Raw genomic sequence first — 12,591 nt, 5'->3', positions numbered from 1 at the left:
AAAGAACCTATCAAATGATAGATTCTTCTTTCGTAAGCTGATTCGAGCGTCCTCTCGTAATAGAGAAAATCGCACAAAGCAGTGCCAATATAATGAAAACGCCGCCTACCCAAGCGTTATATATAACAGATGATTTCTCAATAACAACTCCGCCCACTGTTGAGCCAAGTGCAATTCCTAAATGAAGTGCAGAGTTATTTAAACCTTGCTGAATACCAGCTGATTCTGGCGCAATTTCAATTAAATAGTTTTGCTGTGCTGGCGAAATTGCCCAGCTCAGCATACTCCAAAGCCCCATCATAATAATGAAAAGCGGGAATGAGAATGTCATCATCGGCAACATAAAGATTGCACATGCAAATACGATAATGATGGAAATAATACTTTTCTTCGATCCCCATTTATCAGCAAGCCAGCCGCCAAGGCCACCTCCAAGTACCGCTGCAATTCCGAAAATGAAGTAAAACACACTAATCCAATTTGCTTCAACATGCATCACATCTTTTAAAAATGGTGTTAAATATGCGTATAGCGTTAAATGACCTGTTAAAAATAAAAATGATGTTAACTGTGCGCTTACAATTTTTTTATCCTTTAACGTAGCAATTTGTTCTCTTATTGATAATACCGATGCCGGGGGTACTTTCGTTAAGAATAATGAAATACAAGCAATCGCCATAACCGTTAATATTGAAATTAATACAAATGGTGCACGCCATCCATATGCATTTCCGAGCACAAGACCGAGCGGTACTCCAAGTACGAGTGATCCACTAATACCCATAAAAATGATTCCAATTGCACGCGCACGAAAATGCGGCTCTACTACACTAGAAGCAAGTGTAACCGATAGTGCAATAATAAGCGATCCACTCGCTGCACAAATTACTCTCGAGAACATTAACATCTCGTAATTCACACTAAATGCCGAAATGATATTTCCAATTAAGAAAATTGATAATGCCACAACATACAATTTCTTTCTTTCAAACTTGCCTGTTAATGCTAATAAAACTGGACCTGATAGAGCGAATACTACTGAAAATATTGTAATAAGCTGACCAGCTGCACTAATCGACACACCTAAATCATTGGCAACTAAATCAAGCGTTCCTCCTATAATTAGCTCAACCGTTCCGACTACGAAAGCCGCAATAGCTAAAATATATACACGAAAATTCAAGTCTTCCCCCACACTTTCTCCTTTGGTTACTACCATTATAGTAACCAAAAGAGAAAGTGGACGCAAGTACAATTTTTTTACAGCGAAAAAAGCAGGCGTATTATACGCCTGCCCTTCAATCATTAAACTCCAGTTTCTTTCTTCTTATTTAAGTACCAATACACCGGAAGTCCAGTAAATACCATTCCAATTGATAAGAAACAACTTACCGGATCGTTAATAATCGCACTTCCAAGTACAAACAATGACCCTAAAATCGCAACGATTGGTACAATCGGGAATAACGGTACACTATATGCACGCTCTTTATCCTTGTTACGTCTTCGTAAAATGAAGACACCAATAAACGTCATTACGTAGAAAATATAAATAATGAATACGGAAATCTCAGATAGCTTATTCGGATCACTAATAAGCATTAAAATAATTCCTAAAATGATTTCAACAGTAATCGCATTTGCTGGTGTTTTAAATCTCGAATTTTCTTTTGCAATAAACTTAGAAAACGGAAGGTGTCCACGCTCTGCCATCGACATCGGAATACGTGGGAACGTTAAAATCTTTCCATTTAAACAACCGAAAATAGAAATGATAATACCGATACTAATAATTTTCCCGCCATATTCTCCAAGTAACATACCCGCAGCTGTCGCCGTTGCATTTTCTCCAAGGTCTACAATTTTCGCTGCTGGTAATACATTTAATAACGCTAAATTAATTAACACGTAAGCAGCTGTTACAATTAAAATCCCAACTGTCATTGCCTTCGGTAATAACTTTGTTGGGTTCTTCATTTCTCCGCCAATAGAAGCGAGTAAAATCCAGCCATCATAGGCAAATAAAGTTGCTAAAATTGCCATCCCGATACTTTGATTTTCTGATATCGGTACAACTACGTTGAAGATATCACTATTCCCTTTCCAAAACCCTAGCACAACAATTAATATAATTGGAATCATCTTCCCAACTGTCGTAACCGTTTGGACGATGCCCCCATATTTTGTTCCCAAACTATTTATAACGCCTAGGAACACAACTGTTCCAATTGCGATTGGTAAATTCCAGACTTTATCTAAATAGAAAAAATTGATCATTAAAGAACTAAAATACAAACCTAACGTTCCAATAATAGCTGGTCCATAAACAATTGTTTGCATCCAGCCAGATAAATACCCCCAAAAACTTCCGTAAATCTCCTCTAAATACGTATACAACCCACCATTTTTCGGAATTTGCGCTCCAATTTCGGCTACTGTTAAACCACTTGCTAACGTCAACAGACCACCAATTACCCAAGCAAGAATAGCCATATTAGAACTCCCTGAGTAATCTAATACGCTCCCTGGTTTCATAAACACACCAGACCCAATAATAGTTCCTACTACGATAGAAAGTGCTACTGTTAAACCAATTTTGTTTTTCTCATCATGATGCATGCTGCGTATCCTCCTTCCAATTCTAGTGTGATGCAAAAATGAAATAAAAAAACACTCCTCCCTAAAAAAGGGACGAGTGTTGTATTCGTGGTTCCACCCTTGTTTCAATTAGTAAAGTGACACACTTCACCAATTTCTCAAGTCTAAATAACGGTTTTTGCCGGCATGCAATTACTAGATATCCGTTCACTGCTGCAGTTCAGAGGTGGTAATCGATTTTCCCGTATTAGGAAGCTCACAGCCAAAGGCCTCCCTCTCTGATAATCGTAAAAAACTGATCATATCCTCATCATCACTTCTTGATGTCGAATTTTGTAGTTGTTTCCCATTATATTGAATTGTTAGAAAAAATCAATATATTTTTTTATACAACATAAGAAACATTTCTCTTCTTATATTATAACAGAAGTTCCGACACTTCTCTAATTCCCTAAAAATGGTACAATCCATGTAGGAGGTGTACTAATAATGATTGCTATTTTTTGTATCATCGCTACGGTTCTTTCTTTTATATTCGCTATCATGTATCGATATAAGTATCCTGGTTATAGCATTTTAGCGGTAGCTATTATACCAGCTGCTTCCTTCTACGTATTAGGTAAATACCGATATACTGAAGTGTTTATCGGTTTTGCAATCTTCTACTGCATCTTTGGATACATACTAACAATGAAAAGAATTTCGATAAAGTGAAACTTTAATCAATGGGGGTTTTATCCATCTCCCACTGATTATTAGTTGAACCAATCGGGCGTTTACGGGCAGTTGATCTCCCACCTAACTTCTTTGCTCTAATCCAATTTTGAGGTGGGTGTCTTACTGCCCGTTAATGCGGGATGAATCATTAAAAGGGACCGATTTCTGCTTACAGAAATCGGTCCTCGCATTTGTCGTATGTACCTTTCGGTTGCCCACACGAAAGATACTACATAGTTCAATTATTTATCATCTTTTTTCATAAAAAATTTATGATTTGGAAGATCCACATTTAAATCTGCTAATTGTTTCTTTTCCTTTTCTAGAATCGCTTTCGCTTTTTCTTTTGTCACCTCATCTAAGTTTGCAAAGATATCTTCATGCTTCCCTTTCTCTGGAAGATTCACACCTAGTTTTGTCAATTCTTCTTTCGCTTGCTCGCGAGTTAATTTCCCGGACTTTTCTTGCTCAAAAATAGACTTCGCTTTTTCTTTTGTCACCTCATCTAGATTCGCGAACATATCACCGTGCTTCCCTTTCTCTGGGAATTTCACACCTAGTTCTTTCAACTTCGCTTTCGCTTGCTCACGAGTTAGTGTTCCAGACTTTTCTTGCTTCAAAATTGCTTCCGCTTTTTCTTTTGTCGCCTCATCTAAATCCGCGAACATGTCACCATGCTTCCCTTTCTCTGGAAGCGTTACGCCTAATTCTTTCAATTTCTCTTTCACTTGCTCATGCGTTAATGCTCCGGACTTTTCTTGCTCAAAAATGGACTTCGCTTTTTCTTTTGTCGCCTCATCTAAATTCGCGAATATATCTTTGTGCTTCCCTTTCTCTGGGAATTTCACACCTAGTTTTGTTAATTCCTCTTTTGCTTGCTCACGTGTTAATTTTCCAGATTTCTCTTGTTCTAAAATCGACTTCGCTTTTTCTTTCGCCTGATCATCTAGTCCTGCAAACATTTCCTTGTGCTTACCCTTCTCTGGGAATTTCACACCTAATCCCTCTAACTGTTTCTTTGTGTCATCCATAATCGTTTTTACTTTTTGTTTTGTCGCTTCATCTAAATCCTTCTTCGCAGTTTTTGTAACTTGCTCAGCCGCTGGAGTATTAGTTGCCGCAAACGCTGGTATACCAGCTCCTCCTACAATTCCAAATGATAGAGCACCTGCAATTACTAAATACCCAACTGTTTTCTTCTTCATAGGAAATTTCCTCCTTCATATTTCTAAAGCATGTACACTTTCGTATACAATGCCAATAGTAATGTTGATTTCTTAAAATTTCCTTAACGATTTAAATAAAAAACACCGCTCATCACGAGCGGCGTTTTTCTAAGCTTTTTGTAATTGTAATTCTTCACGTTCCATTACTTTTCTTAATACAATTGTTTGTGTCATTGTAAATAAGTTACCTGTAATCCAATACAGCACCAGTCCTGATGGCGCCGCAAATCCCATAAATAGAATCATTGCAGGCATCATAATTTGCTGTATTTTCAGCATTTGAGCTTGTTCCCCAGGCGTTACATTTGATTGGAACACCTTCATTTGAATAAATGTTGTTAACGCTGCGATAATCGGTAATACATGATATGGATCTGCATGTCCTAGGTTCACCCATAAAAATGAAGATGTACGAATCTCTTCAGTTCGGCTAATCGCATAATACAAAGCAGAGAAAATCGGCATTTGTATAAAGATTGGCCAGCACCCAGCTAACGGATTCCAACCGCCTGATTTCATTAGTTCTGACATTTCTTTTTGATACTGCTTTTGTTTTTCAAGATCTTTACCCACATCACCGTATTTCTGTTTCAGCTTCTGTAATTCAGGTTGCATTTTTTTCATTTTCGCTTGGCTACGATATTGCGAAACAGCTAATGGAATCATTGCTGAACGAATAACGAGCGTCATGATAATGATGGCAATCCCGAAGCTAGCTCCAGGTATATGATGAGCAACAAATTGAATCATAAATGAGATTGGATATACGAAATAATGGTTCCAAATTCCCGTACTATGTGAATCAATTGTACCTGCATTGCTGCAGCCAGATAAAACAAAAACAAGTAATAATGATAAACTAATGAGCCTAGCTCGGTATGATTTTAACATGTTCATTCCTCCAATGTTTCGTAATTAATTAGCGAAACATTGGTGTATACGGACCTACCTCGTCACTCTCTCCACTCGATTCTTGTCTGCGGACAGAACGAATCATTCCATATTTATAAAAAATAGAAAATAGCGGTACATTTCTTGTACCCTCTTCACACGTATCTACTAGTTTAAAAGCTCTCTGTCTACCGCTCGATGCTTGCTGACGCACAAAGCGAGAAACGTTAGCAAGAAAAAAGACTTCTAATACACAAAGCGCTGTCGTTACAAACGATATATATAGAATTGCATCCTGCAATAAAAATTCCATCGCTTCACATCCTTAATAAAGTCATTTTAGCATATTCAGCAAACATTCTCTATTTCCTTTTGTTCTCAAAAGTTTTTTTGCATATTTTCTCAAAAAATTATGCTAGAAAACCAATGTATTCGCTTTCTTTAGTATATTCAAACGTATCTTTGAATAGGTTTAATTTGTTAGAAATTTATAAAATTTTTGCATTATAATAAAACTATTGCCAGTTTTTGAAAAAAGCTTTATTCTCTTCTTGTAATCAAAAATGAATATGGAGATGAAACATACTATGGGTCAACTAGGAGACGCCGATTACGTTCCCGACACCGCCTTTTTATCCTTCCCAGCAGCTAAAACATTTCATTTAGAATTTATCATACAGTTAGTTGTTATTTTTATAGCTTCTATTTTGTATGCAATTTCTATGAATATGTTTTTTATCCCGCATAATATGATTAGCGGTGGATTCGCTGGTGTAGGGATGATTATCGGTTATTTAATGCACTACAATATCGGAGCACTTATCTTTTTACTAAACATTCCGCTTCTTATTTTAAGTCACTTTTACTTAGGAAAGAAGACAACCTTTTTAACGGCATACTTTGTGGCTGTATCATCTTTAGCGATGAACATTATCCCAGTACACCAAGTTTCAGATGATATTTTACTGTCTTCTGTATTCGGTGGTGTCATCTGCGGTGCTGCCTCAGGAATCATATTCCGATTTGCTTCTTCAACAGGTGGTTTTGATGTTGTTGGATTGATTGTAGCGAAACATCGCGATGTTTCAATTGGAGCAATCATCTTTGGATTCAACTTAATCTTACTTGTTGCAGCAGGATTTATTTTCGGATGGGATATTACGCTTTATACGTTAATTAGTCGGTTTGTAGTCAGCAAAGTAATTGATGCCGTGCATACAAAACATATTAAATTGACGATAATGACAATTACAGAAAAAGGTGAGGAAATAAAAAGCTCACTATTACATCACGGCATACGTGGCGTAACAATGGTAGATGCTGTCGGCGGCTATACAAACCATAAGAAAAAAATGATTTACACTGTCGTAACTCGCTACGAGTTGGGCGAAATGAAACGTATTATCCGCCAAGTGGATAATAAAGCATTTATGAACATTACTGAAACAGTTGAAATTGTCGGCCGTTTCAAACGTATATAAAAAAGCGCAAGGAACTACAATTCCTTGCGTTTTTTATTTTTTACACTTATTACAAAATCAGATAATTCTATTATTGTATCACTAAATATGTTATAATAAAACTAGACTTACAAAAAAGAGTATATAGACTTGGAAGTTTCTCTTATTTTTATAAGCAAAAAGAAACGAGCAGTCGGGTATATTTCAGACACCATACACGTAACGGTTTAAAAAAAACCGATCATCTTAGTTATTCTTCACTGATCTTTTTATAAAAGATACGTACAACTAAAATTCACTTCAATATACTATACCTACCTTTTTGACTTCCAAATCATCTTATTACATAAGGAGATGAACATATGAATCAATATATACGATACACACTAGCTGTCCTATTTGCCATCGTCGGCGGCGTGATCTGTTTCTGGACAAACACAGAGCTTGGAGAGAATATCATTTTTAATGGAATCGAAACCCTTGTAAGCGCTTCAATTTTAGGCGGATACATTTTCTTCCTCTTCAATCCAGAAGAAAATGCTCAAAAAACAATGTTATTAACAATGATCGGAATCGTTGGTGGATGTATTTCCTACTCAATGACAAACTATACATTACCACTTCAATTAAGCTCAGCTTTCTTCCACGGTCTATGGACTTGGTTTATCGCATTCTGCCTAGCAGACGTATTCAATCTATTACAGGACACTGAAGAAGAAAATGGTCGTCAAATTGAAAGTAACTCGTAAGCTGGAAGATATTCTTCCAGCTTTTTTGTTTACTGTTCTTTCCTGTTCATACCCCATCACCAAAATAAAAAGAAGTTACCTCCGCGGCAACTTCTTTCCCATATACCCCACTTAGTATTCAATTAAATATATCAACGATTTTTAAAATATATCGATCGTCTCTCCACTTATATCAGCGATTTTTTCATTATATCGACGGTTCGACACTCAAAACGCACAACATGCCTATCCCCCAAGTAACTTACTGCCGAACTCTACAATTAAAAAGATAATTAATAGGACTGCGAGTATTTTTACTGCTACATATGCCACTTTAAAAATTACATAAATGAGTAAGACTAGCAAAATAATCGCTAAAATTTCCATATATAACTCCTCCAAACTTTGCTCTTCTTACCTCATTTTACTCGCCCCGATCTTTTTATGGAACGGCATAAGATTACATATAGAAAAGAGGATACCTCACCCATCGTAAGATACCCTCTCCTTCAACTGCTCGAACCACTCTCTATCCAATTGTAAATATCCTATTTCACTCTTCTCAGCGCTCTTCAATTCTTTATCCGCTTTCTTCATATAAATATGGCATGCTTCCATATCTTGCTCTAAATATTTGATAATTCCTTGCGTACGGTAATACCCATGTAAGTCCAGCATTGTAATTGCCTTCGCATGATTCTTCGCTTCTTGCAAGTAAAGATTTTCCTGCTGATAAAGTACTCTATATAAAAGATACCAACTATGAAAACTACCAACAAAATATTTATTTTCTTTTGTCACAGGTAACTGCACAATTTTCTCTAAATGTACTATCGCTTTTTCCATTCCCTCTTGATCAGCTTGGGCATAAAATACGAGCATAAGTCCGCTCATTATTTCTCTTATACTTTTATCCTCTTTTATTTTTTCTTCACTAATTTCTACTAATCTCTCATCCCAATCTTTCGGCCGTTTGTAGCTTAATAATTCACCCGATACTTGAATATTATATAAATGCCCTCTAGCCCTTTCATCATCTTTAATTAAAATGAGAAATTGCATGCCATCGCTCAGGAATGTTCCTTTTATCGGCACGATTGTAACGGCAAAAATCGTAAAGTGTAAAACGGAAAAATATAAAAGATATTGATAATAACTAACCATGTATATGTAACCTGAAGTAATACCGAATAGTACACTTGTAATCGGTCCACCTAAAGTCATCCACGCCCATTTTTTTGAAAGGTTCGGTGTGTGTGTGGAAGGCGGCACTAACATTGCAACGCCACCTACATACATCCATATTTTATTTTCTCGAATTCGTATTTTCCCTTTTTCTTTTTGAACAGTAATAGGTCCTACTGTCATAAACTTAAATTTCAAACCGCACATCAAACCGGATATTACATGCCCTAGCTCATGAATGGCTAACACTAATAATACAATTCCAAATACTGCCCATATATTCAACATTACTTCTAATTTCCCAGTTCGAATTACTCCGTATAAAATGGACAGAACTAGCGCCGCCGTCATGGAACCAGCTGGCCTTCTTAAAATATCCACCTTTTTCTCCCCTTAATAAATCATTTTTCTCTGCATTTCGTACATGAATTTTCCGAGATGCAATATCCAAATAAATGAGATTAAGCCAATTAATACAAAATCGATATCACTAGCCGCTGTATATATAACGGCAGCCCACCATACATATGCCAATATTGTATTCGTAAATTCATATGCTTTATATCCAGCCTCATGCACAATGTGCTTTAATCCTTCATCTGCGTTTTTCGTCCACATTTTCATAGATTCCATATATGTTACACCTTGTTCAGGATATAGCTTGTTATAACGATTTTTTGTTATGAGCCCGATAACCACTACAATAGTTAAACAGACAATAGAAGCTACTAAATTCCACACTGCAAATGACACATTTGTATCCTGTAACAGTGCACGTCTACATGTAATAACTGCATATACAAACCATGCCTGCGTAACTATATCACCTACACGTAAATATATACTTATAATGCCTAATTTTCTGCCTTGTACGCTCTCTTCTTCATCGCGTGCCTCCGCTAACATACGTGTATTCTTCCAAGTGTAGTACATCATTAAGATTCCAAAAATAGTACATACACCTATAAATGTATTAGATGATAATTTTCTCGGTTCATTCGAGAGTAAATTTAAAGCTATATAAGATGTTAAAAAGCCACCCATCATACTTAATGCTATTTTCCCCACAAAATCAAATTGTTTTCTTCGTTTACTCTTCATCTTCATCGTCCTCTTCCCCCTCCACCAACATAAATATCTCCTCCACCGGCGCTCCAAAAATTTGTGCGATTTTTAGCGATAACACAATAGATGGTGCATAATCCCCGCGCTCAATTAAACTAATGGTTTGCCGTGATGAGCCAATCGCTTTTCCTAAATCCCCTTGTGATAAACGATGCTTTGCTCGAAATTCCCTCACTCGATTTTGAAGCTTCATGTCTTCCCTCTTTTTCATTTATTTAATTAAAATTGTAAATAATATCCTTATCTTTGTCAATTATAATTGTCATTTTGACGTAGATACATGTCAAAAATAAATCTATATTCTCCTAAATATATAACTTAGATAATAGATTTTAATAATCACATACGGAAAAAAAATAGAAACGTATTATATACCAGCCACCGGTTACGGTATCGATGGAAAAATAAAAGCAAACTGGAAAATACAATAAAAAAGGCAGTGCTTTTGCACTGCCTCCCTAAAATCTGACATAGAATGGATTCCATATTAACTTGCGTTTTGTAAAAATACTCGTTTTAGTTGCTTGCGGAAACGAATGCTTAACGTAATTGCTACAATGACAATCGCTCCGAAAATGATTTTGCCGATATGATCTCCCAGTAATCCGAAAATATCATGTAAGTTACCACCTAACCAGTAGCCGCCAATTAAGAAGAACGATACCCAGAATAAAGCACCTGAATAAATTGTAATTGCAAAGCGGCGAAACGGTAAGTTAATGATACCTGCAAAGTATCCTGTAAAATGACGTAAACCAGGAATGAAGAAGCCAATAAAGATAAGGAAATATCCGTATTTATCGAACCACATTCTCGTTAAATCAATTTTTCTTTGTGTTAAAAATACGTACTTCCCGTATTTTTGAACAAAAGGCATACCAAGCTTATTCCCTAAAAAGTATTGAATCGTCATTCCTACACTTGTCCCAATAAAGGATAGGATAATTAAAATAGGTAAACTTAGATCACCCTTCTGTGCTAAAAACCCCGCATATGCTAATGTTGGCTCTCCCGGAAACGGAAGTGCAATATATTCTAACAGCAGGCCTACAAGTACTACATAATACCCATATTGCTGAAATAATTCATGAACCCATTCCATGTCATCTCCCCTTTCATTCACGTACAACTTGTTACTATTATTGTATAAAAAAATTGTCGAAATAACTATCACAATAGCTTACATTTTTATTACATTTTTGTAAGGCTCATTCTAAAGTTTTTTGTTCTCTATTTACTTATATCTATTAGCATTAAAAAACAAGCTAACAACTATATATCACGCGAAGGAAATCCATTAATATACATTTTTCATCCAGTTTTTAACTCTCGAAAACCACCTTATTTTGTTCTCTATAAAAAACCACCACAAACTCATATGAACTTCATATTAGCTTCATATACGTATTGTAAGATTATATCGGAATTTGTTGAAAAATTTAGCTAATATATGACTAAACATTAAACTGAATAAATATAAGTCGCTTTTCGAAATTGAAAAAAGGGTGAATAAGAAATGGAAGCTTATAAAATGCACGATTTTATTAATACGAATATTGAATCTCATCAAAATGAAACCGTTTTTAATTTACAAATATGTGAAACAAATGAATTTGACGTAAGTTTAACAAAATCTACAACGCTGTCTTTTATCGTTTCAAAAAAGAACATTAAGATCGTCACGAGAAAATGGGTTAATTCAAATCAAGAAAGTATGATTGGCAAAAGCTACATCATTCCAACGAAAGCTTTTCACTATTTCTTACCGATTATTTCTGAAACTGAAGATGAACTAAATATTCGAGTTCAAAGTTTTGGACTACATGGTGAGCTTTTATTAAATGAAAGATTACTTATTGATAAAAACAACAAATGTAATACAAAGATTACTACCTTCTTTGAAACATTAGATGAAAATGTCAATCAAGCATTACGAGGATTACAAATTCATTGTATGTAAGACTACTACAATAAGTAAAAGGAGAATATAATGAAAAAACTATTATTAAGTGCGCTATTATCATTAGGATTTTTAACTCTTCCATTCACTACTGCAGAAGCAGCTACGACGAAAGATCAGCTTATCGTAAACACACAAATAAATAAAATGGATTATTATCAAGATGGAAAATTCATAAAAAGTTTCACTGTCGCTACTGGAAAAGCAGCAACACCAACACCTAAGGGTACTTTTCAAATCGTAAATAAAATTAAAAACCGTCCTTACTATACAGGAAAAATTAAAGGCGGCGATCCACGTAATCCACTTGGGGACCGCTGGCTCGGATTAAATATGGCAGGAACTTACGGAACAACGTATGCGATTCATGGAACTAACAATAATCAAGCAATCGGGAAAGCAACAACACTTGGTTGTATTCGTATGTTTAACAATGATATTCACTGGTTATTTGAGCGCGTTCAGCAACAAGCTACTGTCACTGTAAATTAGCCTAAGAACAAGATTTATGTGTAGCCAAGAATTTTATGTCTTGGCTTATTTTATTTATTCATTTACAGTAGCAAAACAACTGTATTTACATATATAATAAAAATAGATTGCATTCAACATCATCGTAACATTGATAAACATAGATATTAAAATTATACAGTTATAATATTTTATAAATTTTACAATACATACTATAATAGAACTACTGT

At 35.5% G+C, this 12,591-nt stretch carries 15 protein-coding genes and 1 other annotated feature; of the genes, 5 read left to right on the top strand and 10 right to left on the bottom strand.

All coding sequences use genetic code 11. The features are described 5' to 3' along the window. Positions 1 to 10 precede the first annotated feature (10 nt). Both MR066_RS16170 and MR066_RS16165 read right to left on the bottom strand, forming a co-directional pair. On the bottom strand, positions 11 to 1,306 hold the full coding sequence (locus MR066_RS16170) for an MFS transporter (protein ID WP_242247724.1): 1,296 nt from the start codon (positions 1,304 to 1,306) through the stop codon (positions 11 to 13). Next, on the bottom strand, positions 1,306 to 2,619 hold the full coding sequence (locus MR066_RS16165) for an APC family permease (RefSeq protein ID WP_002143658.1): 1,314 nt from the start codon (positions 2,617 to 2,619) through the stop codon (positions 1,306 to 1,308). The genes MR066_RS16170 and MR066_RS16165 overlap by 1 nt, the downstream gene beginning before the upstream one ends. 65 nt (positions 2,620 to 2,684) lie before the next feature. Continuing rightward, positions 2,685 to 2,921, bottom strand: a binding site (T-box leader). A gap of 166 nt (positions 2,922 to 3,087) precedes the next feature. On the opposite strand from MR066_RS16165, the gene MR066_RS16160 reads away from it, so the two are divergent. Then, complete coding sequence (locus tag MR066_RS16160) at positions 3,088 to 3,312, top strand: hypothetical protein (RefSeq protein ID WP_215587035.1); 225 nt, start codon at positions 3,088 to 3,090, stop codon at positions 3,310 to 3,312. A gap of 245 nt (positions 3,313 to 3,557) precedes the next feature. Here the strand turns inward: MR066_RS16160 and MR066_RS16155 are convergent, their stop codons facing one another. From MR066_RS16155 to MR066_RS16145, 3 genes are all read right to left on the bottom strand, one after another. Next, on the bottom strand, positions 3,558 to 4,520 hold the full coding sequence (locus MR066_RS16155) for a hypothetical protein (RefSeq protein WP_242247722.1): 963 nt from the start codon (positions 4,518 to 4,520) through the stop codon (positions 3,558 to 3,560). Between the two features lie 129 nt (positions 4,521 to 4,649). After that, the gene (locus tag MR066_RS16150; RefSeq protein ID WP_242247720.1) at positions 4,650 to 5,432 is read right to left on the bottom strand and encodes a membrane protein insertase YidC; all 783 of its coding nucleotides are present in this window, start codon (positions 5,430 to 5,432) and stop codon (positions 4,650 to 4,652) included. Between the two features lie 28 nt (positions 5,433 to 5,460). Beyond that, the gene (locus MR066_RS16145; RefSeq protein WP_002015967.1) at positions 5,461 to 5,745 is read right to left on the bottom strand and encodes a hypothetical protein; all 285 of its coding nucleotides are present in this window, start codon (positions 5,743 to 5,745) and stop codon (positions 5,461 to 5,463) included. Positions 5,746 to 6,019: 274 nt separating this feature from the next. Here MR066_RS16145 and MR066_RS16140 point away from each other — a divergent pair, with 274 nt between their 5' ends. Beyond that, positions 6,020 to 6,913, top strand: coding sequence for a YitT family protein (locus tag MR066_RS16140; protein ID WP_000530031.1), 894 nt, complete (start codon positions 6,020 to 6,022; stop codon positions 6,911 to 6,913). Between the two features lie 341 nt (positions 6,914 to 7,254). Continuing rightward, positions 7,255 to 7,641, top strand: a complete 387-nt coding sequence (locus MR066_RS16135) for a DUF3938 domain-containing protein (RefSeq protein WP_002034640.1) — start codon at positions 7,255 to 7,257, stop codon at positions 7,639 to 7,641. A gap of 225 nt (positions 7,642 to 7,866) precedes the next feature. Here MR066_RS16135 and MR066_RS16130 read toward each other — a convergent pair whose 3' ends face one another. The 5 genes from MR066_RS16130 to MR066_RS16110 all read right to left on the bottom strand — a co-directional run bounded on the left by MR066_RS16130 (position 7,867) and on the right by MR066_RS16110 (position 11,032). Next, positions 7,867 to 8,007 (bottom strand): DUF3985 family protein, encoded by a 141-nt coding sequence (locus MR066_RS16130; protein ID WP_002034639.1) that lies wholly within the window; start codon positions 8,005 to 8,007, stop codon positions 7,867 to 7,869. Between the two features lie 96 nt (positions 8,008 to 8,103). After that, complete coding sequence (locus MR066_RS16125) at positions 8,104 to 9,156, bottom strand: M50 family metallopeptidase (protein ID WP_242247794.1); 1,053 nt, start codon at positions 9,154 to 9,156, stop codon at positions 8,104 to 8,106. Between the two features lie 42 nt (positions 9,157 to 9,198). Further along, positions 9,199 to 9,906: a DUF3169 family protein gene (locus MR066_RS16120; protein ID WP_061673864.1), complete on the bottom strand. Its 708-nt coding sequence runs from the start codon at positions 9,904 to 9,906 to the stop codon at positions 9,199 to 9,201. Further along, entirely contained in the window at positions 9,896 to 10,141 is a 246-nt protein-coding gene (locus MR066_RS16115; RefSeq protein ID WP_002067963.1) for a helix-turn-helix transcriptional regulator, read from the bottom strand. Before MR066_RS16115 ends, MR066_RS16120 begins: the two co-directional genes overlap by 11 nt. Positions 10,142 to 10,417: 276 nt before the next feature. Then, on the bottom strand, positions 10,418 to 11,032 hold the full coding sequence (locus MR066_RS16110) for a DedA family protein (RefSeq protein WP_242247718.1): 615 nt from the start codon (positions 11,030 to 11,032) through the stop codon (positions 10,418 to 10,420). 414 nt (positions 11,033 to 11,446) lie between these two features. Between MR066_RS16110 and MR066_RS16105 the strand changes: the two genes are divergently transcribed. Then, positions 11,447 to 11,890, top strand: a complete 444-nt coding sequence (locus MR066_RS16105) for a DUF3978 family protein (protein WP_012261945.1) — start codon at positions 11,447 to 11,449, stop codon at positions 11,888 to 11,890. Positions 11,891 to 11,920: 30 nt separating this feature from the next. Then, on the top strand, positions 11,921 to 12,382 hold the full coding sequence (locus tag MR066_RS16100; RefSeq protein WP_012261946.1) for a L,D-transpeptidase: 462 nt from the start codon (positions 11,921 to 11,923) through the stop codon (positions 12,380 to 12,382). Positions 12,383 to 12,591 lie beyond the last annotated feature (209 nt).

It is taken from the genome of Bacillus cereus group sp. BfR-BA-01523 (assembly GCF_022662615.1).
Taxonomy (GTDB): Bacteria; Bacillota; Bacilli; order Bacillales; family Bacillaceae_G; genus Bacillus_A; species Bacillus_A mycoides.
This window is presented reverse-complemented; position numbering and strand designations above follow the sequence as displayed.

What these genes read in the sequence shown, in the direction of transcription:
- MR066_RS16170 (WP_242247724.1), bottom strand. Translation starts at nt 1,306, where the DNA reads ATGATTGAAGGGCAGGCGTATAATACGCCTGCTTTTTTCGCTGTAAAA.
- MR066_RS16165 (WP_002143658.1), bottom strand. Translation starts at nt 2,619, where the DNA reads ATGCATCATGATGAGAAAAACAAAATTGGTTTAACAGTAGCACTTTCT.
- MR066_RS16160 (WP_215587035.1), top strand. Translation starts at nt 3,088, where the DNA reads ATGATTGCTATTTTTTGTATCATCGCTACGGTTCTTTCTTTTATATTC.
- MR066_RS16155 (WP_242247722.1), bottom strand. Translation starts at nt 4,520, where the DNA reads ATGAAGAAGAAAACAGTTGGGTATTTAGTAATTGCAGGTGCTCTATCA.
- MR066_RS16150 (WP_242247720.1), bottom strand. Translation starts at nt 5,432, where the DNA reads ATGTTAAAATCATACCGAGCTAGGCTCATTAGTTTATCATTATTACTT.
- MR066_RS16145 (WP_002015967.1), bottom strand. Translation starts at nt 5,745, where the DNA reads ATGGAATTTTTATTGCAGGATGCAATTCTATATATATCGTTTGTAACG.
- MR066_RS16140 (WP_000530031.1), top strand. Translation starts at nt 6,020, where the DNA reads ATGGGTCAACTAGGAGACGCCGATTACGTTCCCGACACCGCCTTTTTA.
- MR066_RS16135 (WP_002034640.1), top strand. Translation starts at nt 7,255, where the DNA reads ATGAATCAATATATACGATACACACTAGCTGTCCTATTTGCCATCGTC.
- MR066_RS16130 (WP_002034639.1), bottom strand. Translation starts at nt 8,007, where the DNA reads ATGGAAATTTTAGCGATTATTTTGCTAGTCTTACTCATTTATGTAATT.
- MR066_RS16125 (WP_242247794.1), bottom strand. Translation starts at nt 9,156, where the DNA reads ATGACGGCGGCGCTAGTTCTGTCCATTTTATACGGAGTAATTCGAACT.
- MR066_RS16120 (WP_061673864.1), bottom strand. Translation starts at nt 9,906, where the DNA reads ATGAAGAGTAAACGAAGAAAACAATTTGATTTTGTGGGGAAAATAGCA.
- MR066_RS16115 (WP_002067963.1), bottom strand. Translation starts at nt 10,141, where the DNA reads ATGAAAAAGAGGGAAGACATGAAGCTTCAAAATCGAGTGAGGGAATTT.
- MR066_RS16110 (WP_242247718.1), bottom strand. Translation starts at nt 11,032, where the DNA reads ATGGAATGGGTTCATGAATTATTTCAGCAATATGGGTATTATGTAGTA.
- MR066_RS16105 (WP_012261945.1), top strand. Translation starts at nt 11,447, where the DNA reads ATGGAAGCTTATAAAATGCACGATTTTATTAATACGAATATTGAATCT.
- MR066_RS16100 (WP_012261946.1), top strand. Translation starts at nt 11,921, where the DNA reads ATGAAAAAACTATTATTAAGTGCGCTATTATCATTAGGATTTTTAACT.